We start from the raw sequence: 20,715 nt of genomic DNA, 5'->3' as shown, positions 1-20,715 counted from the left end.
GAACCTCTATCTTTGGGGCTATAAAGAACCAACCTGAATCTAAGTCAGAGATCATTCCACAATACTAACACACATATACAAAATGGAGGAAATCAAGAATGAATTGATTGAGCGTTTCACACGCTATGTACAGTACGATACTGAAGCAAAACCAGAAGTTGAGCATATTCCAAGTACTCCCAACCAGCATATATTGGCAAAAGACCTTGCCGAAGAACTTAAGTCAATTGGTATGGAAGACGTTACAGTGGATGAACACGCTTATGTAATGGCAACCTTACCTGCTAATACTGATAAGCAGCTGCCTACTATTGGTTTTGTTGCACATATTGATACAACACCTGACTATACGGGTCATAATGTAAAACCTCAGGTTTGGGAAAATTATGATGGTGGTGATCTGATATTGAATAAGGAAAAGGAAATAATTCTTTCTTCAGAGGAATTTCCAATGCTGAAAAGTTATAAAGGACAGACTGTTATTACTTCCGATGGGACAACATTACTCGGTGCCGATGATAAGGCGGGAGTAACGGAGATTGTGACAGCGATGCATTACTTGATCAAACATCCTGAAATCAAGCATGGCAAAATCAGAATCTGTTTCACACCTGATGAGGAAGTAGGCAAAGGAGCTGACTTGTTCGATGTGGAAAAGTTTGGTGCTGAGTGGGCCTATACCATGGATGGTGGACCAATGGGAGAGCTGGAGTTTGAAAACTTTAATGCAGCTTTTGCCAAAATTCATTTTGTAGGACATAACGTGCATCCTGGAACTGCCAAAAATGTGATGGTTAATTCTATGTACAGGGCTGCTGAGTTTATACAAGCATTACCAGCTGATGAAGTTCCTGAAAAAACAACAGGGTATGAAGGCTTTTTCCATTTGTTGAGCATGCATGGTGAAACGGAGAATACAACATTACAGTACATTATCCGTGACCATGATCGCCAAAAATATGAAGACAAGAAGCAATTGATTGAGACGTTGGTGGAGGATTTCAAAAAGAAATATGGAGAGAAGTCCATTTCCATTGAAATGATCGATCAATACTTTAATATGCGTGAAAAGGTAGAGCCTGTAATGCATATTGTTGATGTGGCAGAAAAGGCCATGAAAGAGTTGGGTATTACACCTGATATTAAGCCTATTAGAGGTGGTACGGATGGCGCCAGACTTTCATATATGGGACTTCCATGTCCTAACATCTTTGCTGGTGGTCATAATATGCACTCTCGATATGAGTTCGTTCCTGTAGAGACGATGATGAAAGCAACAGAAGTGATTGTGAAAATTGCAGAGCTAGTTGCAAAACAATAGTTACTGATCAATTTACTTTCAGTAAAAAAAAGCACTTTAGGTAGCGTCCTGAAGTGCTTTTTGTTTTTAGAAAAGTAATGTGAAATCCTGCTTGGGTTGCTTGTCTCTAAAGAGGACTAACCCTACTTGAAATAGGTCAATTGTGATTTTTACTTCAGGGTGACATTTGATTTTCTCCCAAGCTTTGCGCATGCCATTAGACCAATGAATATCATCAAAGACAAAAACAGTCTCCTCATGTTTGTAAGGAAGAAAGGTCTCAAAATACCTGACGGTAGGTTCGTAGCGGTGATTGGCATCAAAATAAACGAAATCAACCTTGTTCTTTTGAGAAAGAAACGGCCCCAATGTTTCGTCTAGGTTACCCTGAATAGTGGTGATGTTGTCTGCTCCAGTTGACTTGAAGATGCTTTCTGCAACATCCATTTGAATGGGGCACCCTTCGAAGGTGGTAATATGGACATCGGGAGAAACTTTAGCCAAATATAATGTCGAAATACCCAAGCAAGTTCCTAACTCAATCACTTCTTTGGGCTTTAGGTATGCTACAAGCTTGAAGAGTAATTCTCCTACTTTTTGACTACTCAAAGAGTTTTTGGCAATGTCTTTTACTTTACGTTCTTTGGATTTGAGCTTCTTGGAGCCAGCACCAAAATCGGTGACTTTTAATTTCGTGTTATCTTCCAGTAATGCAGTACGGAGTGCCTCTATTTCATCAAATGCATAGTAGTGTTTGTATGGCTCAATGACATCGGTAAATAGTTTGAATACATAGGGTGAATGTAGTCCGTGTGCGTTGCCTGCTTTGATTTGATAACGTAAAAAGTCGATTGCTGTTAGCATATAAATATCAAGGTAATTGCTTAGTTAATTCTCACCAAACTGTGAGGAGTAATGTTATAAGTAATGTGCAATTTAAGGTCTTCAACTATATTAATGGCATACTTGTGCGCTTTTTCCTTGAAAACCTTATCTTTGCCGATTAATGGAAAATAACTTCTTTTAATGGTAATAGATTAAGAGTTGGTGAATCTTCCTTCAAGGATAAAGATTTTAATTATTTAAGCAAAAATATAAATAATGGGATTGAAATGCGGTATCGTTGGTTTGCCTAACGTAGGTAAGTCAACACTGTTCAATGCGCTGACTAGCGCCAACAATGCTGAATCTGCTAACTTTCCGTTTTGTACGATCGAACCTAACGTAGGTGTTGTAACAGTACCTGACGAAAGATTGAGAGTTCTGGAGCAACTGGTAAACCCACAGAAGGTATTGCCTACCGTTATTGAGTTTGTAGACATTGCAGGACTTGTAAAAGGTGCAAGTAAAGGTGAAGGTCTTGGTAACCAATTCTTGGCTAACATCCGTGAGGTAGATGCTATCATTCACGTGGTAAGATGTTTCAAGGATGACAATATCGTTCACGTAGCAGGCAAAGTAGATCCTATTGAGGACAAAGAAGTCATTGATACAGAACTTCAGCTTAAAGACCTTGAATCAGTAGATAAAAAGATTCAGAAGGTTGTGAAAATGGCTAAGACAGGTTCTGCTGAGGCAAAAAAGGAACTTGTTGTACTGGAGAAATTCCAAAAACATTTGGAAGGTGGTAACAATGCAAGAAGTATTGAAGCTGAAGACGAAGAGTGGGAAGTAGTAGCAGATTTACAACTGTTGACAGCTAAGCCAGTGATCTATTTGGCGAACGTTGAGGAAGACAGCATTCATACAGGCAATGAGCATACAGCTGAGTTGAAGAAAATCGCTGATGCTGAAAGTGCTCAGATGATTCTGGTTTGTGCAGCAATCGAGGAACAAATTGCTCAGTTCGAAGAGGAAGAAGAGAAGGAAATGTTCTTGGAAGAGTACGGCTTAAAAGAGTCAGGTCTTCACAAGTTGATCAGAGCTTCTTATACACTGCTGAACCTGATTACTTACTTTACAGCAGGTGTAAAAGAAGTAAGAGCTTGGACAATTCACAGAGGCTGGAAAGCACCACAAGCTGCTGGTGTAATCCATACAGACTTCGAGCGTGGCTTTATCCGTGCTGAAGTGATCAAGTATGCAGACTTTGTAGAGTACAAGAGTGAGGCAGGCTGCCGTGAAGCAGGTAAGCTGAATGTAGAAGGTAAAGAGTATGTTGTGAATGATGGTGATGTGATGCACTTCCGTTTCAACGTATAATGATACTATAATTCAATAGACGATTATCAGAAAAAGCTATCCGCAAGGATAGCTTTTTTTGTATTTATAACATTTTGCTAGTTGCTAGCATAAAGAAGTGCATTTACCTTTGGAGGAAAGCACAACTATAATGACTATGTATTTTTTTGAGCTGTACTGTTTCTTTATCCATGCACAGATATTGATTATTATTCTGGTTTATACGCGACCCCTGTATTACCATGATAGGAAAGCAATAAAGTATGAAACAGAATTGCCAGTTTCTGTGATCATAGCTGCACATAATGAATTACCCAATCTAAGGAAGTTACTACCAGCCCTTTTGCAGCAAAAACATAAGGATTTTGAAATTATCATAGCGGATGACAGGTCTTCAGATGGTTCGGATGTCTATTTGGAAAGGCAGGCCATTTTAAATAAAAAACTTCGTTACGTAAGGATTGATGAGGTTCCAGTTGGAAAATCTCCCAAAAAAAATGCATTGGAAAAAGCCATTGCTTTAGCACAACATGATGTATTACTTTTTACAGATGCAGATTGTATTCCGCTTACTTTTGACTGGCTGAGGAACATGGCGGCAGGGTATGACTCCAAGAAGGAAATTGTATTGGGGGTAAGTCTCTACGAACAACGAAAAGGATGGTTGAACCGTTTTATTCAGTATGAGACTTTAATAACGGCCTTGCAATACACCTCATTTGCCTTGATTGGACTTCCTTTTATGGGTGTAGGAAGGAACCTGTCATATAAAAAATCCTTATTTCAAAAGAGTGGAGGGTTCGGAGCCCAGATGAAGATCATGAGTGGAGATGATGATCTGATGATTAATAAAATGTCGGACAGGAAGAATGTGGCAGTAGTATTGCAACCTGAAAGTCAAACAATATCAGCTCCTAAGGAAACTTTTGCAGATTGGTATGTGCAGAAAAAGCGCCATTTATCAGTAGGCAAATTTTATTCTTTACGAAATAAGTTGATGTTAGGTTTCATTACTTTTTCACACATTTCAGTTTATTTTTTATCTTTGATTCTGTGGGGGCTCAATGTACAGGTACTTTATGTTTTTATACTTTTTATTTCCAGAGTAGTTATATTAATGTTAGTACTGAGCTTAGCTGCCCGTAAATTTGCTAGTCCCGTAAAGTGGTGGTTAACCCCCATCATGGACCTTATATATATAGTTTACCAGATATCAGTAGGGTTCGTCTCATTGATCTCAAAACATATAAGATGGAAGTAGAAAAAAAGTTTTCAGACAAAGCACTGGAAGATTTCGCATTTATTGACCGTGCCATTGAGGGTGACGAACAGGCGTATGCGTCTTTGATGAACCGCTACCGCAAGTCTGTTTATCATACTATCCTTAAAATGGTTCGAAATGTGGATGACGCCGAAGACCTGACCATCGAAGCGTTTGCTAAAGCCTTTAAAAACCTATCAAAATTCAAGAAAGACTATACTTTTAGTACTTGGCTGTTCCGTATTGCAACAAACAATGCAATTGACTTTATCCGAAAGAAAAAACTGGACACTTACAGCATTGATGCAGAGGTGACCAATAAGGATGGGGACACCATGAGTTTTAATATCAGGGATGAACGCTTGAATCCTCAGGAAGAAGCTATCAAAAGCCAGAAGATTGAAATCATCAGACAGTTTGTAGCATTGTTGCCGCCAAAATATCAGCGTTTGGTGAAGCTACGTTACTTTGAGGAGCTTTCTTATGATGAAATTGCCAAAGAAATTGAAGCACCTTTGGGTACCGTGAAAGCACAACTTCACCGTGCTAGAGAATTGCTGTTTGATTTGGTGAAAAACAGTAAGAATGTGATTTAACCTGATTATCATCACCGACATTGAATTTGACCGGACACAGACAAGTCCGGTTTTTTTATGTCCAAAAATAGATGAAAGTAAAAGTATTGACGTTTACCCTCTCCTTTTAGCAGCATAAACATTTAATATATTGGGTAATAATTGTAATTTAGCCGTTTTGATTGAATAGGATAAATTTTGAGCAGCAGCGGATGGAAATCATCAATAAATACTTTCCCGATCTTACAGAACAGCAGAAGGAGCAATTTTCAAAATTGCAGGACTTATATTCAGACCTGAATGAAAAGGTAAATGTGGTATCCAGAAAGGATATTCAAAACTTATATGAACGTCATGTGCTTCATTCGTTAGGTATTGCCCAAAAATTTTCGTTCAAGCCAGGTACTAAAATTCTGGATGTTGGAACAGGAGGAGGTTTTCCTGGTATCCCATTGGCGATCATGTTTCCTGAAGTACAGTTTCATTTAGTAGACTCCATTGGTAAGAAAATATGGGTAGTCAATGAGGTGGCAGCAGCATTGGGGCTTAAGAACGTGACAGCAGAGCAGGTTCGTGCTGAGAAAGTCAAAGATAAGTATGACTTTGTGGTAAGCCGTGCTGTTACCCGAATCAATGTGCTGTTCCGCTGGATACAGGATATCATTAAAAAAGAGGATAAACACGATTTCCATAACGGGTTGATTTGCCTGAAAGGTGGAGATTTGAAGGAAGAGTTTGCCAAGTTCAAGCGAAATTACCGCTTTTATGATATGGCAGATTTTTATGAAGAAGAGTTTTTTGAAACTAAAAAAGTAGTCTATGTTCCTGCCAAGTAAGGTTGGTATTATATGAGATTAGTAGTGGGGGAGAGGAACATCTGAACTAACATAAACTAAATCTAGACTTTTTGATGTCGGTAAACATACAAGACATACAGGAACCGATTATCGGGGAAATGGTGGAATTTGAAAAGAAGTTCCGCCAATTTATGAAAAGTAATGTACGCCTGCTTGACAATATCATGGGATATATCGTTAAGCGGAAAGGAAAGCAATTACGCCCAATTCTGGTATTCCTCTCAGCAGGTCTTACAGGGGAAATCAATGAGTCAACTCACCGTGGGGCAGCACTTATTGAGTTATTGCATACCGCAACACTTGTACATGATGATGTGGTGGATGATGCCAATTACAGAAGAGGTTTTTTCTCTGTCAATGCACTGTGGAAAAACAAGATCGCTGTATTGGTAGGGGATTACTTGTTGTCAAAAGGTTTACTACTTTCGATTGACAATGACGATTTCCAGTTGTTGAAAATTGTTTCGACAGCCGTTAAGGAAATGAGTGAGGGGGAACTTCTTCAAATAGAGAAAGCCCGTAGGCTTGATATCACAGAAGATGTTTACTATGAAATCATTCGTCAAAAAACAGCAACCTTGATCTCTGCTTGCTGTTCAGTGGGGGCGGCTTCTGTTGGATCTTCCAAGGATACGATTGCTCGTATGCATCTGTTAGGTGAAAAAATAGGTATCGCATTTCAGATTAAAGATGACTTGTTTGACTATGGTACTGCGGAGGTAGGCAAGCCATTGGGAATTGACATTAAGGAGAAGAAAATGACCTTGCCACTTATTTTTGCCTTAAATCAGGCAACTTGGATGCAAAGGAAGAAGGTTATCTTTATGGTGAAGAACCAGAACGAGAATCCTAAAAAGGTCAATGAGGTGATTGAGTTTGTGAAAAACTCAGGAGGTCTGGAGTATGCGACTGAAGTAATGAATCGCTATATAAAGGAAGCAAGAGAAATATTGAATACATTTCCTGAGTCAGAGTTTAGAACTTCTATGGACGATTTGATTACTTATGTAATTGAAAGAAAAAAGTAGAATAGCCTACTGAATAAAATATTGAAAGAGACAGCCTTGTAAGGTTTGTCTCTTTTTTTATGTGAATTGTCATATAAATTAAGTGCGATAGGAGTAAGTAGAACGTTTTTGGTGATAGGTTTTACTTTTCATTTATCAGGTATTGAGCAAGATAGGTAGGGTTCAATCTTGAAAAAGTCTAGTTTATTATTGAAATAATCATTATGTTTCAATCTAATTTCCCTTGAAATCAATTTTTTGCCTGGAAATCGAGGGGAGAAAACTAAGACTAAAAAAACTTTTCAAACGTTATCAAACTGGCAACAACTTAAACAGAAATTTAGCTACAGAAAGCATAACAGTTTTTAGAATGAGAAGAATAAAAATGATCACGGCCATTTGTAGTTTGTTTATAGCAGCAAATGCATTGGCAAGTGAAGGTATAGTAGATAAGGTCACGTCAGGTGGTGTGGATACGGATAAACGTATGGCACCATTGAACAATTTCCGTAAAGAGCTTGGTGGTGGAAAATTTGATGAGGGGAAAAAAGTGATCCAAACTCAGGATGGAGGTTATCTTGTGGCTGGTAGATCTGTGGGTAGTACTGGCCAAACAGATGTAAGCCTTTGGAAGCTGAGTACTTCTGGTGATTTGCAGTGGGATTACAAATTTGGCGAATCTGAAACAGAAGAAGTTGGCGACCTTATTGAGCTAGAGGATGGCTCTATAATCGTAATGGGTAGCTCTGATTCATATGGAGGAGGAGTTGACATGAAAGATATGTGGTTGCTGAAGGTAAGTGCCAGTGGTCAGCAACAGTGGGTGCAAAGTTATGGAACAGATACAACAATAGATGAAGGAAACGCTGTTGTAGTAGCTGATGATGGAGGATTTGTACTGTTGGGACGTAGCTTTGATATCACAAAAGAGAACCCAAAGAGCAATGTCATGATCGTGAAGACTGATGACAAGGGCATGATTCAGTGGGAGAAGAAGTATGGAGGAGACCAGAATGATGAAGGCGTTGGAATTCTTAAAACAGAAGGTGGATATGTTCTTGCATCAAATACTGAGTCTTACAGCAAAGGTAAGTGGGACGTAATGCTAATGGGAATCGACCTTGAAGGAAATAAAGTTTGGGAAAAGAGTTTTGGAGGTGGAGATACTGATAAGGCAAATGATATTATCCAAACTGCTGATGGAGGCTTTTTGGTAGCAGGTTATTCCTATACTTTTGCAGAGGCTAGTTTGGATGCTTGGGTTATCAGAACCGATGCTCAAGGGGAACAGCAATGGCACAAATCTTTTGGTGGACTGAGTACTGATGAAGCGCATGCAGTGATTAAGACATCAGATGATCAATATGTGTTGGCTGGTTATACAGAGGAGTGGAAGCCTGACGAATATGGAGATAATACTAGCCTGAACGGACTTAACATTTACATGGTGAAGTTCAACGACAGTGGAAATAAAGCTTGGGAAAGGTCTTTTGGAGGTTTAGGAGACCAAAGAGCTTTTGATCTTGTTGAATCAAAGGATAAAGGAATTGTCGTAGTTGGATCAAGTAAATCTGGAGAAAAGAACGAGTATTCGATACTTGTGATGAAGGTAGGAGAGAATGGTCTTCAGTAATATTTTTGGTTCAAGTATGATGAAGAATTAAGAAATGCCTCCGGAGATATGAGTTCGGAGGCATTTCTTATTAAGTGATTTCATATATTTACGGTATTCATTCAAATTACACTTAAATTTGTCATATTTTATTTCATTGACATATAAGTGATTAACCTTTTTTATAAGCATTGCATAAGTTATTAATGTATTTCAGGAATATTCTTGTGTGCGGCATTGTCTTTTTTCAGGTGTCCGTGGCAGTAGGTCAACAACAGCCAGCAGCTGCACAGTATCTGGAGGAAGGTAATTATGCTGCTGCATTGCCTCTTTTGATCAGGGAAGACAGTAAAGTCTTAAATGATCCACTGCTGAAATATCAAATAGGTCTTTGTTATTACAACTCCCCTTCATATAAGCTGAAAGCAATTCCATATTTTGAATATGCTCGGAAGTACAAAAACGAATTTGTACCTGATGAGCTATATTTTTATTTGGGGCATTGCCTTCACTTGAACTACCAGTTTGTGAATGCAATCAACAGCTACAATGAGTATATAGAGTCTGCAAATGGAGTAGCAGTGTTACAGAAGCAAGCCAGACAAAAAATCCAAATGTGCGAAAATGGATTGGAGCTTGTTGCAGCTGAACTTGATGGGGTTGCAGTAAACCCTATGGAGGTGCCAGTCAATACTTCTTATGATGAGACAAGCCCAGTTATTTCTACAATGGAAAACCTCATGCTGTTTAGCTCAGGACGTAGAAAGGATAGCTATGATTATGTTTTTGGAAGCGACTATGTCTTCTTGCCAGAGGAGAGAGGTAGTGAAGGCTTGGACATATATTTTACTCATAGAAATGGGATTCACTGGTCTCATCCATACCCGCAGCTAGATTTTGAAGGAAGTGAAATAAAGCCACTTTTTCTATCTTCAGATGGATCTAACATGCTGTTTTACATGAAAGCAGAAGGAGATGGATTCAGGGGTGCTATCTATGAAAGTAGGATAAAGAAGGGTAGGTGGATGAAACCACATATGTTAAGTGAAGTAATCAACTCAACGTATCAGGAGTATGGTGCTTGTTTAGGGTCAAATGGAAACGTGATTTACTTTTCAAGTGATCGTCCTGGTGGTTATGGGGGTTTTGACATATATAAGTCAATGAGGATTGGTAAGAATAACTGGTCAGAGCCAATTAACTTGGGACCGACAGTTAACACACCTTTTGACGAAGTAAATCCATTTATCCATGCAGACAATAAGACACTTTACTTCAGTTCTGAAGGCCATAAGTCTATTGGAGGTAAAGATATTTTTGTAACGGAAAAGCAAGGTGCTATTTGGACAATGCCCAAGAATATGGGATATCCGATTAACAGTACCTTTGATGATGACCACTTTGTTCAGGTGCCAAGCAAAAAATACTCTTACTTGACTTCTAATAGGAGGGTGAAAAATGCGGTTGGTGGTTTTGATATCTATAGTGTATTCAAACCTGTCAAGAAAGTAGATAGAACAATGGTGACAGGTACAATAACAGCTTCAAAAGGTGAAGAGATGTTACCTCTTTCACTGAAGGTGATGGATATGTACCAGAACAAGGTTGAGCGATACATTTATAACCCTGATGTAGAGACAGGACGCTTTTTTATGATTCTTGCACCGAAGCGAAACTACTTGATTCAGATCATGCAAGGTGAAAAGGAGTTGTATAGGTTAAACCTTGATGTACCTGAAGGAACTTACAATTATGAATTGCACCATAAGCTGAGAGTCGATGATATTGAACTTTTAGGGAATAAGATAGGTGAAGAGGTCACACCGGAAGAATCTTCTTTTTCGATCACAAAATTAAGTGAGGTGGAGAAGAAGAAGTCCATGGACGATATGAGGTATGACGCTTTGCTTATGCTGATGGAGATGATTGTAGATAGATCTGACAAAGATGGCCTAAGTTCTTTGAATGAACTTGACCATAATATGCCGGCACCTGTCATAAAAGAGAATGGCCCAGATGAATATTACACGCCACTGATTGATATCATAGAGAAAGCATTCAATGAGTCAGACCCTGAAAAGTTGATGTCTTTGAATAGCCTCAGAGGTGATGTAGGCGCCAAACTACTATTTGAAGGCAATAGCCTGCAACAGGGAAGACAGGAGATACTAAGCCATAATTTTTGGTTTGAGAAAGGAGAAACCGAGCTTAAGGAGAAGCAGGTGAAGGAGTTGGCAGAGATTGCAACATTTACACAAAACCACTCAGTAATGATTGAGTTGGTAGAGCCGAAAACAGATTCTGACCAGCAAAAACAATTGGTACAGAAGAGAATATTAGCATTGAAAGACTTAATTATGCAGTTAGGTCTGCCTAAAGCCAACATAGTTTTGGATGAAACTGAACAAACAAGATTGGTCGACAATAAAGTAACTGTTAGACTGTACAGAACAATTTCCAATTAAATGATGGGGAGAATTCAAATGACAGATTTAGAAGTTGTGCCAAACCTAGTTACAATTAATCACAGAGGTATTGTGGAGATCAAACAAGCAATTTTTTATAGGACTTTACCCATAATGGTGGTGTTGCTGCTTATTATGTCAATGCCTAAGCAAGCGAATGCTCAGTATGCTGAGTATGAGACTAAAGCAGGTATGATATATACTTTTGGTAAGTTAGTGACTTGGCCAAGTAAAGCATTTGACAGTAAGAATAAGCTGGTTTTGGGAGTGCTCGGGGATGACCCATTTGGGTCTATCATTGACAATGTATTAAAAAACAGACCTGTAAATGGTCGTTACTGGGAAATCCGGAGAGGAACCTCTATCAAGGAGCTGAAAGGTTCTCATATTATTTTTATTGGAAACAGTTATCCAAGAGATGTACTCAAGTCTATCTTGGATGATATTTACAGCAAGAAAAACTCAATGGTACTGACTATCGGTGATAATATTGATGGCTTTTGTGAGCTTGGTGGTATTATTAACCTGACTACTAACTTATATCAGCTAAATGTAACCGCTGCAAATAATGCCCAATTGACAGTCGATGTCAAACTACTTAACCTAGCAAGTGATATTGTACCCTATGACAATAACTGAAAAATTTAAGAATGCTTCTATCCAACGCAAGATAGTATGGATCATCATGTTGGTGAGTACAGTCTCTCTTGTGTTGGCCTCTGCTTTTTTCTTTACCTATGATTTTGTGTCATACAGGAATAAAATGATTCGGGACGTTTCCCAGTTGGCAAAAATTATTGGAGACAATAATGATGCATCGGTGGAGCTGAATCAGCAGGTGGCTGCCCAACGAAACCTGTATGAAATCCTATCTAGAGATCCTCATATACTTCAAGGAGCCATCTTTGACAAGAGGCAGCGTTTGTTTGCCTTTTATGATGTACGCCTGTTGCAAAATCCTGAAAGTGGTGAAGAGGAATACGTTACTATCAAAGAGACAACAGACAGTGAGAAAACCCATACATCTCCTACCTTTTCTGAAGAATCTGTTCGTTTCGATTTTTTTGCAAACCATTTAGATATTTTCGTTAGCACCTATGATGATAATGGGCGTATCAATACCGTTTTTTTACGCTCAGAACTGGAAGTCTTTTATGACAGGCTATTGAGATACCTAGGGGTTTACATTATATTCTTCGCTTGTACATTACTGGTATCCTATATTCTCTCTATCAAATTACAGTCCTTTATTTCCAAGCCTATATTGGATTTGGCTCAGGTAACCAAGAGGATTTCATCTAATAAAGATTACTCCATTCGTATAGATTATGACCGTAATGATGAGATAGATACATTGATTAGTGCTTTCAATGGAATGCTCTCTGAGATTGGAACACAAAATGAGAGCTTGGTAAGGGCAAAAGAAGAAGCAGAGCTTTCCGCTAAGGCAAAACAGGAGTTCTTGGCAAATATGAGTCACGAAATACGAACTCCAATGAATGGTGTAATCGGGGTAGCAGATTTGCTGGGTGAGACAGACCTGAATACACAGCAGAAGAAATACTTGGATATCATTCGCAACTCAGCAGATAACCTTCTGGTGATTATCAATGATATTCTGGACCTGTCAAAAATAGAGTCAGGGAAGATGGTGTTTGAGGATGGTGTAATCCAACTTTCAAGAGTAATTGATACTGTAATTGCTTCGTGTATGCCTAAACTGGAGGCTAAAAAGCTTCAAGTGAATGTGGAGCATGATCCAGATGTACCTGCTTCTATTATAGGAGATGCTGTAAGGTTAAATCAGATATTGCTGAACCTCTTTTCAAATGCTATCAAGTTTACGATTAAGGGGTATGTAACGCTTGGATATAAACTTCAAGATGAGACCAGTGACGATGTGTTACTCAGGTTTTATGTCAAGGATACAGGTATTGGTATTCCTAGAGATAAATTTGAGGCAATTTTTACAAGTTTTACACAGGCTACTTCAGATACTACTCGGAAGTTTGGAGGTACTGGATTAGGCTTGTCAATTTCGAGACAACTGGTAGAGCTTCAGGGTGGTAAAATGTTTTTGGAAAGTGAACTTGGAAAGGGAAGTGTATTTTCTTTTGAACTGAAGTTTAAAAAGCAATCTGAGGTAACTATTGATTCGGTAGATGAGCATGCTGCCGTAGAGCAGGAAAAAGAAGTTTACGCTACAGGAAAGCACAAGATTCTACTAGCGGAAGACAATGATGTAAACCAGATGCTTGTGGTGACGCTTTTGAATCAATGGGGATACGAAGTGGATGTCGCAGAGAATGGAAAAGTAGCCGTAGAGATGTTAGAAAATAACAGCTATGGATTGATCTTGATGGATGTACATATGCCTGAGATGGATGGTTATAGTGCTACCAGAAAAATCAGAAGTATGATGAAAGCACCAAAGAATGAAGTGCCAATCATAGCCATGACAGCATCAGCCCTCAAAGGAGAAGCCGACAGGTGTATTGCGGCAGGTATGGATGATTATATATCCAAGCCATTTAACAAGAATATTCTATATGAGAAAATAGCCAGGACATTGGCTATATATGAAGGATGAAAAATAAAAATGGTCTGTCTCTTAATAGGTGACAGACTTTTTTATTTATACCGCTATTTGGTGCTTAGCTTAGCAAACAATTTCGAAAGAAGAGCCTTCAATGGCAAGGTCAGTATCCTCAAACACTTCTCTGGCTTCTTCCAGCAGTGGATCTAAGTCCTTATAACGGGCCGAGAAATGACCAATCAGCAATTTGCCAACATTGGCATTGGCTGCAATTATGCCGGCTTCCCTTGCAGTACTGTGAAAGGTAATAGCTGCTCGCTCTTTGTGTTTTTCAGCAAATGTAGCTTCATGGTAGAGCAAGTCTGCATTGGTAACTTGTGGAATAATTGACTCCAGAAAACGAGTGTCAGAGCAAAAAGCATACGAACGACTTTTCTTGGGAGGCAATGTCACGTTCTCACTGACAAGTAACTGCCCTTCAAAATTCACATTCTCACCAGCTTTCAGCTTTTTGAACATGTCAAATGAAATGCCTGATGGAAGTTTTTCAGGAATGATACGACGTTGCTTTGGTTTTTCTTTAATCAGAAAACCTGTACAAGGTACTCTATGCGAAAGAGGAATGGTCTCTACAGTCAAGGCATCGTTTTCAAAAATGACCTCAGGAAACTCATTGGTGTTTTCGTAAATGAATACACGAAAGTTCAGGACAGTTCTTGAGTGCTTGAAGTTGGCAAGCAATACTTCGTCAAGCCCTCTAGGTCCGTGAATATGGAGGTCAGCTGTACGCTTGTTAAGGTGCATGGTGGAGAGTAAGCCTGGAAGGCCAAAAAAGTGGTCTCCATGCAAATGACTGATAAAGATGCGTGAAATTTTGTGTAGGCTAATATTATGACGGATTAACTGAAACTGTGTAGCTTCCCCGCAGTCAATCAGAAAATGATTGTTCTCAACTTCAACGTACTGTGAGGTCATATATCTATCTCTCACAGGTGTCGCAGCACTAGAACCCAGTATCGTTACCTCAAAAGCCAAAGTCAATATCTGTTTTCAGACAAAAGAACAGCATCGTTGTAAAAGATAGCTGTTTACGTTATAAGTGGTTTGCCTGTTAGTTATTCAAAAATTAAGGAAGCAAAAAGCGGAATTCAGGAAGTAAGCCTTTTGCATTATTCTGGAATGAATTGTTCTTTTTCCAAAAACCTTGCGAATATAGAGAATCTTTAAAAACAAGCAAAGCAACCCCACTAAATAAGCGGAGTTGCTTTGTTAAGGATTTAGATGTAATCTCCTATTTTACAGGTGATTATTCCCCATCTTGCTCCAAGTCTTTTTCTATCTCATAAAGGAAGATTGCATCAATTGCTTCCTGTTTTGTTGGCAAAATGTTTAAGACACTTTCCAGTTTGGAAATTTTTACCAGTTTTTCTACGTGCTCATTCAAGCCTGCTAGTACAAAGTGTCCTTCTGATTCATCAGCTAATCTTTTAGCAACCAGAATGGCACTCAACCCAGATGAGTCTACGTATTTTACTTGGGAAAGATCCAAGATCAAGTTTTGGGTGCCAGCCTGAAAGAGTGTAATAAATTCAGTCTTCAGCTGAGGTGCTTTTAGTGAATCTAGTTTTTCTACTTCTGGCGTCAAGATTGTATACTTTTCCGCCTTATCAATTGAGTATTTCATGTGATTACGTTTTCTTCTGTTTTGATTGGCAACTAAGCTATCAAAGTTGCCCGTTCATGAAAACAAGTTAGGGAACTATTCCCTAAAAATACAAATAAACAACGAAACTGCCTTATCCTTGTTTAATGACTTACCTTCTAATTATTTGGTAAAGTAATTACGGATAGAAGCTTCAATTTGTTGTTCACGGTTTTCATATGAAGTGCGTTCGAAAGCTTCTCCGATGATATGTTCGTATAACTCAATATAACGGTTAGTTACAGAGTCAACAAATTCATCAGACATTTCTGGTTGTACCTGTCCGTCTTTTCCTTGAAAACCATTTTCAATTAGCCATTGTCTGACAAATTCTTTGGATAACTGCTTTTGGGCTTCACCTTTTTCCTGTCTTTCACTGTAGCCTTCTGCATAGAAATAACGAGAAGAGTCAGGTGTGTGAATTTCGTCTATCAGATAGATTTTGCCGTCTGCACTTCCAAATTCATATTTGGTATCAACCAATATAAGTCCACGACTTGCAGCATGCTCCGAACCTCTTTGGAATAGGGCGCGAGTATAAGCTTCAAGTTGTGTGTATTCCTCTTCAGAAACCAATCCTTGTGAAAGAATCTCTTCTCTTGAAATATCTTCGTCATGACCTTCGTGAGCTTTTGTTGTAGGTGTAATAATAGGCTCAGGAAGTTTGTCATTTTCTTTTAGTCCTTCAGGAAGGGCTACACCACAAAGGGTACGCTTGCCATCACGGTATTCTCTCCATGCGTGACCTGCCAAGTATCCTCTGATCACCATTTCCACAGGGTAAGTTTCGCATTTAACACCTACTGTTACATTTGGATGCGGAACAGCTTCAACCCAGTTTGGAACGATGTCGGCAGTCATTTCCAAAAATTTAGATGCAATTTGGTTTAGCACCTGACCTTTATATGGGATTGCTCTTTTTAGCACTACATCAAAAGCAGAGATACGGTCACTGGCAATCATAGCCAATTTATCGCCAAATGAATAAACATCTCTTACTTTTCCATGGTAAACACCTGTAGCATTTTCAAAATTGAAATCTGTGTTTTTGATAGCCTTCATCTTTCCAATGGTTGGTTCGTTGTATAAAGTCGTAATGTCCGAATATTAGCCTTCAGACTACAGGAGGCAAAAGTAACAAAGAGTTCTGATTTTGCTTAGCAGGAACATAAAAAAAGCCCTAATAACTGAGGTGTTATTAGGACTTTTGTTATCATTCATTTGACTTATGCAAGTGTTAAGCTCCTGCTTCAATCAATTCACGTGCACTGTTGAGTGCCATTTCGCTTGGATTGGCACCTCCAATCATCTGCGCAATTTCATGAAGACGCTCATCATCATTGAGAGCCCTCATACGGCTAATGGTTTTCTCTGATGAGTTGTCCTTGTATACATAGTAATGCTTTTCACCAAGTGCTGCGATCTGAGGTAAGTGACTGATGGTAATTACCTGATGGGATTTACCCATATCTTTCATGATCTGACCAACCTTGATGGCAATTTCACCCGAAATACCTGTATCGATCTCATCAAAAATGATGGTAGGAAGTGAAGTTTTACTGGCAAGGATGTATTTGACAGCTAACATCAGTCGAGAGAATTCACCACCAGAAGCCACCTCTTTCAATGGCTGCGGTTCACGCCCCTTATTGGCACTAAATAAAACACTGACTTCATCAATACCTGAAGCAGTAGGTTCTTGTTCACGACGCTCAACGACTACTTTAGCGTTTGGCATACCCAAACTGTCTAGCAGGCTATTGAGAGATGTTTCAATTTTAGGGATCGTTTGAATTCTGACTGCAGATAGCTCTTTACCAACTTCCATCATAGTCTCCCAAAGCGCTTTCTTTTGCGTTTCAGCCTCAAGTAACTCATCATCAAAACTGATGACCTTGTCTACTTTTCGCTGAAGCTCATCCCTTACTTCACGCAACTCTTCAAGCGTGTTGACGTGATGTTTTTTCTGTAAAGAATATAATGTGTTGAGTTGATCTTTGATGGATTCGATTCTTTCAAAATCAAAAAACAAGTCACTGTCTTCTTTCTCGATTTCATAGACAATATCCATCAGTTCGATCAAGCAACTGTCAGTTCTGTTTTTAAGGTCTTCTAACTTAGATGAAAAAGAAGAAATATGCCCCAAGGTACCGATGACGCTTTTTAGACTGCTTTCAGCAGAGAAGTCAGCACGACTCAAGAACTCTAAAGCAGTATTCAAGCTGGATTTAATGTTCTCAGCATTCTCAAGCATTTCTAGCTCCTCTTCCATGCTGGTTTGCTCAATGTCATCCAGATTCATATCTGTCAGTTCCTGCAGCATATGGCTATTGAACTCAAACTCATTCTTGATCTGGTTGTGTTCAGCTAGCAGTTGATTGTAAGCATTTTCTGCTTTTTTATAACTGGTATATTGCTGCTGGTACTTCTGAAGTAAAGAAGTATTCTGGGCATAGATATCTATAAGTCCAAGTTGGTAGGCGTTGGAACCGAGTTGTAACGTGTCGTGCTGTGAATGGATATCCATCAGTTTTTCACTTACTTTTCGGAGTACATCCAACTTTACAGGAGTATCATTAATAAAGGCACGAGACTTTCCAGCAGGTGTTATTTCTCTTCTTAAGATGGTGATTTTCTCATAATCAAGTTCCAAATCTGTGAATAAGTCACGCATATGGTATTCTTGTATGTTGAATGCCCCCTCAATCACACACTTCATACTTTCATCAAAGAGTACCTTTGAGTCAGCTCTAGTCCCTTTCAGTAACCCTAAAGCACCCAGCATAATTGATTTACCTGCACCAGTTTCACCTGTAATCATGTTAAGACCTTCAGCAGGTGAGATTTCTGTATGCTCAATCAGCGTATAGTTTTTAATCAGCAGATGTTTCAGCATAACGTTGAATAGTTCAGTTTGGATCAAGACATAATGATAACCATGACTTTACATGTAGCAGCGGCATATCATTAACTGTCAATGCCCTAAATATAGTTCTAATCTTGATTGTCCTTAAAAAAAGTCAATAAATTCCTCTGTCAGCACCAAATTTAGCAATTGCTGGTTTATTTTATTAGCAATGATGATTTTTTTTGAATTTTCTCCAATGACAGTTTTTTATTTCAAAAGTACTCCAACTTTTTCTCCTGCTTCTTGTGTCATTAGTTTAGGTAAATCATTAACCCTCTTTTTAGAGCAAAAGATCAAAAAAATGAATGAGTTGATATTCATTTATTTAAGTGTTTAGGATTGGTAATTGCTATTAAAGTTGGTTTAGGAAATCACAGGTAATTATCAACATGAGAGGTGCTTGATTTTGTAATATGGTAAGCATTAAGCTTTGATATATAATAATTAGAGCTGTAACATTTAGCATTTTCATTTAGCTTTGCAGCCTTTCATCAAAAAAAACATCGAATGAACCAGTTTAAAACTGATTTTGAAATAGAAAAAAAAGAAACGAAAGGGGATTATTATCAACCAAACCAAAACTCATCAGATGAAATCGATTTGGTACAGCTGTTTCATCTGATTGGAAAAGGTTTAAAACGGATAGGTCGAGGTATAGTTGTCTTTTTGATCGCATTTAGGGCTTTTTTAAAACAGTGGTATAAAGGGATTGGGATTGGTGTATTGGCAGGAGGACTTATTGGAATTGGATTCCAAGTCTACCATTCTTTTGGACTGACTGAAAGTACAATGGTTGTAAAGTCAGAATATTTGAAAGGAGAAAGTTTTGTCAACTATATCAATTGGCTAGATGGTTTGTGTGGATCTGATACTCAAAAGTCCAAAGAAATGTTAGCCAATAAACTGAATATTCCAGTTGAGCAAGCAAGTCAAATAAAAGCAATCGAAGCTTTTTCATCAACGGATTTTGAGGAGTTGGAAAAGTCCGTTGGTGCGAATGAAAACCTTCAATTTAGTATAGATACCTTGAAGTTAAACGCATTGGTAAATGAAGATATGTTTGCAGTTAGGCTGAAATCAGGAATTGAAAACTATTCGTTGGGTCAAATAGAGCAGGGGATTGTATCTTATGTAACTAGTAATGGTTATGTGAAAAAGAGCCTTGAGTTGTCTAGCAATAATCTGAAAAGTAAGAAAGAGTCGATTCAGAAAGAAATCAATAATTTAAATGTTCTTCAGTCATCCTTACAAGGAGTGATAGCTGATCAGGCTGATAATAGTGGTCAGGTAGACGGGACATTGATGGGTGGTCAATACTTGATGCCTATGAGTAGTGATAAGGTGAAGACATCTGGAGAGACTTACTTGAATGTAGTTAAGGAAAAGAAGGAGCTTTTAGAGCAGTTGCAGGAGGTAGAGCTTGAGCTAGTCAATTTAGAGCCTTTACAGGTTGTAAGTGGCTTTACATCAAAAAATGCATCATTTAAAAATGACCCGTATCAGCTCCTGATTGGTGCAGCAATTGGAGGAATGGTGATGGTTGTATTGGGGTTGTTGGTAAATCTGAATAAGTTCCTGAACAGAAAGGAAAAAGAATATATTCAATATCAGTAACAAAAAGTTCTACTGATTTTAGTTTTAGAGTACTATTTTTAGACTCCTGTCCTTGATTAAAGGGACAGGAGTTTTTTGTTTAATTTTTATTTTAAAGACTGATGACTAAAGTTAAGCTTATCGTAGCTTCTAAAAACCCAGTTAAGGTAAACGCTGCATTGACAGGTGTTCAGATGGTTATGCCTTCTTACGAATTGGAGGTGGATGGTATTTCGGTTCCATCAGGTGTTTCAGATCAACCGATGACTTCTGAAGAAACATTGAAAGGCGCACGTTGCAGGGCCGAAAATGCGAAAAATGTTAATCCTAATGCAGACTTTTGGTTTGGTATTGAAGGTGGTGTAGATAAGTTGGATGGTGAAATGGAAGTGTTTGCATGGATCTATATTATTGACAAGTATGGACGAAATGCCAAAGCAAGAACAGGCACATTCTACTTACCTGCTTTAGTGTCAAACTTGGTTGATCAAGGAATAGAGTTAGGAGTGGCTGATGATATGGTTTTTAAAAAGGAAAACTCCAAACAGCAGGGTGGTTCTGTTGGTTTGTTGACTAATGGGGCAGTAGACCGAACTGCTTATTACACACAGGCGGTGGCTTTAGCTATGATACCAATGATCAATGAGGAGCTGTACTTTGAAGAAAATACTGAAAAAAATAGCACTCTATAATGGAGATAGCTATTCTTATTATTTAT

General features: G+C 38.6%; 17 protein-coding genes. 12 read left to right on the top strand and 5 right to left on the bottom strand.

Annotated elements, in window-relative coordinates; translation table 11 throughout:
- The first annotated feature begins 82 nt into the window (after nucleotides 1-82).
- Complete coding sequence (pepT, locus tag V6R21_RS22235) at nucleotides 83-1,321, top strand: peptidase T (protein WP_334245741.1); 1,239 nt, start codon at nucleotides 83-85, stop codon at nucleotides 1,319-1,321.
- A 66-nt stretch (nucleotides 1,322-1,387) separates the two neighbouring features.
- Here pepT and V6R21_RS22230 read toward each other — a convergent pair whose 3' ends face one another.
- Nucleotides 1,388-2,164, bottom strand: a complete 777-nt coding sequence (locus V6R21_RS22230) for an O-methyltransferase (protein ID WP_334245740.1) — start codon at nucleotides 2,162-2,164, stop codon at nucleotides 1,388-1,390.
- Nucleotides 2,165-2,401: 237 nt separating this feature from the next.
- On the opposite strand from V6R21_RS22230, the gene ychF reads away from it, so the two are divergent.
- The 9 genes from ychF (at nucleotide 2,402) to V6R21_RS22185 (ending at nucleotide 13,848) form a co-directional block, all read left to right on the top strand.
- Nucleotides 2,402-3,502, top strand: coding sequence for a redox-regulated ATPase YchF (gene ychF, locus V6R21_RS22225; protein WP_334245739.1), 1,101 nt, complete (start codon nucleotides 2,402-2,404; stop codon nucleotides 3,500-3,502).
- A 136-nt stretch (nucleotides 3,503-3,638) separates the two neighbouring features.
- Complete coding sequence (locus tag V6R21_RS22220; protein ID WP_334245738.1) at nucleotides 3,639-4,742, top strand: glycosyltransferase; 1,104 nt, start codon at nucleotides 3,639-3,641, stop codon at nucleotides 4,740-4,742.
- A complete protein-coding gene (locus V6R21_RS22215; RefSeq protein WP_334245737.1) occupies nucleotides 4,733-5,338 on the top strand; it encodes a sigma-70 family RNA polymerase sigma factor in 606 nt (201 codons plus the stop codon). Before V6R21_RS22220 ends, V6R21_RS22215 begins: the two co-directional genes overlap by 10 nt.
- Before the next feature lie 191 nt (nucleotides 5,339-5,529).
- Nucleotides 5,530-6,153 carry a 16S rRNA (guanine(527)-N(7))-methyltransferase RsmG gene (gene rsmG, locus V6R21_RS22210; protein WP_334247594.1) on the top strand — a complete coding sequence of 208 codons (624 nt, stop codon included), beginning with the start codon at nucleotides 5,530-5,532 and terminating at the stop codon, nucleotides 6,151-6,153.
- A gap of 74 nt (nucleotides 6,154-6,227) precedes the next feature.
- Complete coding sequence (locus V6R21_RS22205; protein ID WP_334245736.1) at nucleotides 6,228-7,202, top strand: polyprenyl synthetase family protein; 975 nt, start codon at nucleotides 6,228-6,230, stop codon at nucleotides 7,200-7,202.
- Nucleotides 7,203-7,551: 349 nt separating this feature from the next.
- On the top strand, nucleotides 7,552-8,814 hold the full coding sequence (locus V6R21_RS22200) for a hypothetical protein (protein WP_334245735.1): 1,263 nt from the start codon (nucleotides 7,552-7,554) through the stop codon (nucleotides 8,812-8,814).
- A 170-nt stretch (nucleotides 8,815-8,984) separates the two neighbouring features.
- Entirely contained in the window at nucleotides 8,985-11,258 is a 2,274-nt protein-coding gene (locus tag V6R21_RS22195; protein ID WP_334245734.1) for a hypothetical protein, read from the top strand.
- Complete coding sequence (locus V6R21_RS22190; protein WP_334245733.1) at nucleotides 11,259-11,897, top strand: YfiR family protein; 639 nt, start codon at nucleotides 11,259-11,261, stop codon at nucleotides 11,895-11,897. It begins immediately after the preceding gene.
- Entirely contained in the window at nucleotides 11,884-13,848 is a 1,965-nt protein-coding gene (locus tag V6R21_RS22185) for a response regulator (RefSeq protein WP_334245732.1), read from the top strand. Before V6R21_RS22190 ends, V6R21_RS22185 begins: the two co-directional genes overlap by 14 nt.
- Nucleotides 13,849-13,917: 69 nt before the next feature.
- Here V6R21_RS22185 and V6R21_RS22180 read toward each other — a convergent pair whose 3' ends face one another.
- The 4 genes from V6R21_RS22180 to recN all read right to left on the bottom strand — a co-directional run bounded on the left by V6R21_RS22180 (nucleotide 13,918) and on the right by recN (nucleotide 18,392).
- Nucleotides 13,918-14,829 (bottom strand): ribonuclease Z, encoded by a 912-nt coding sequence (locus V6R21_RS22180; protein WP_334245731.1) that lies wholly within the window; start codon nucleotides 14,827-14,829, stop codon nucleotides 13,918-13,920.
- Between the two features lie 271 nt (nucleotides 14,830-15,100).
- Complete coding sequence (locus V6R21_RS22175; protein ID WP_334245730.1) at nucleotides 15,101-15,478, bottom strand: STAS domain-containing protein; 378 nt, start codon at nucleotides 15,476-15,478, stop codon at nucleotides 15,101-15,103.
- 141 nt (nucleotides 15,479-15,619) lie between these two features.
- Complete coding sequence (locus V6R21_RS22170) at nucleotides 15,620-16,558, bottom strand: phosphoribosylaminoimidazolesuccinocarboxamide synthase (RefSeq protein ID WP_334245729.1); 939 nt, start codon at nucleotides 16,556-16,558, stop codon at nucleotides 15,620-15,622.
- Nucleotides 16,559-16,733: 175 nt separating this feature from the next.
- Nucleotides 16,734-18,392, bottom strand: coding sequence for a DNA repair protein RecN (recN, locus tag V6R21_RS22165; protein WP_334245728.1), 1,659 nt, complete (start codon nucleotides 18,390-18,392; stop codon nucleotides 16,734-16,736).
- A 519-nt stretch (nucleotides 18,393-18,911) separates the two neighbouring features.
- Here recN and V6R21_RS22160 point away from each other — a divergent pair.
- Both V6R21_RS22160 and yjjX read left to right on the top strand, forming a co-directional pair.
- Nucleotides 18,912-20,018 carry a hypothetical protein gene (locus V6R21_RS22160; RefSeq protein WP_334245727.1) on the top strand — a complete coding sequence of 369 codons (1,107 nt, stop codon included), beginning with the start codon at nucleotides 18,912-18,914 and terminating at the stop codon, nucleotides 20,016-20,018.
- A 101-nt stretch (nucleotides 20,019-20,119) separates the two neighbouring features.
- Nucleotides 20,120-20,689, top strand: a complete 570-nt coding sequence (gene yjjX, locus V6R21_RS22155) for an inosine/xanthosine triphosphatase (protein ID WP_334245726.1) — start codon at nucleotides 20,120-20,122, stop codon at nucleotides 20,687-20,689.
- Nucleotides 20,690-20,715 lie beyond the last annotated feature (26 nt).

Origin of the sequence: Limibacter armeniacum, assembly GCF_036880985.1 — a bacterium.
GTDB lineage: Bacteria > Bacteroidota > Bacteroidia > Cytophagales > Flammeovirgaceae > Limibacter > Limibacter armeniacum.
Note: the sequence above shows the minus strand (reverse complement) of the source record. Positions and strands in the feature narration are given on the sequence as shown.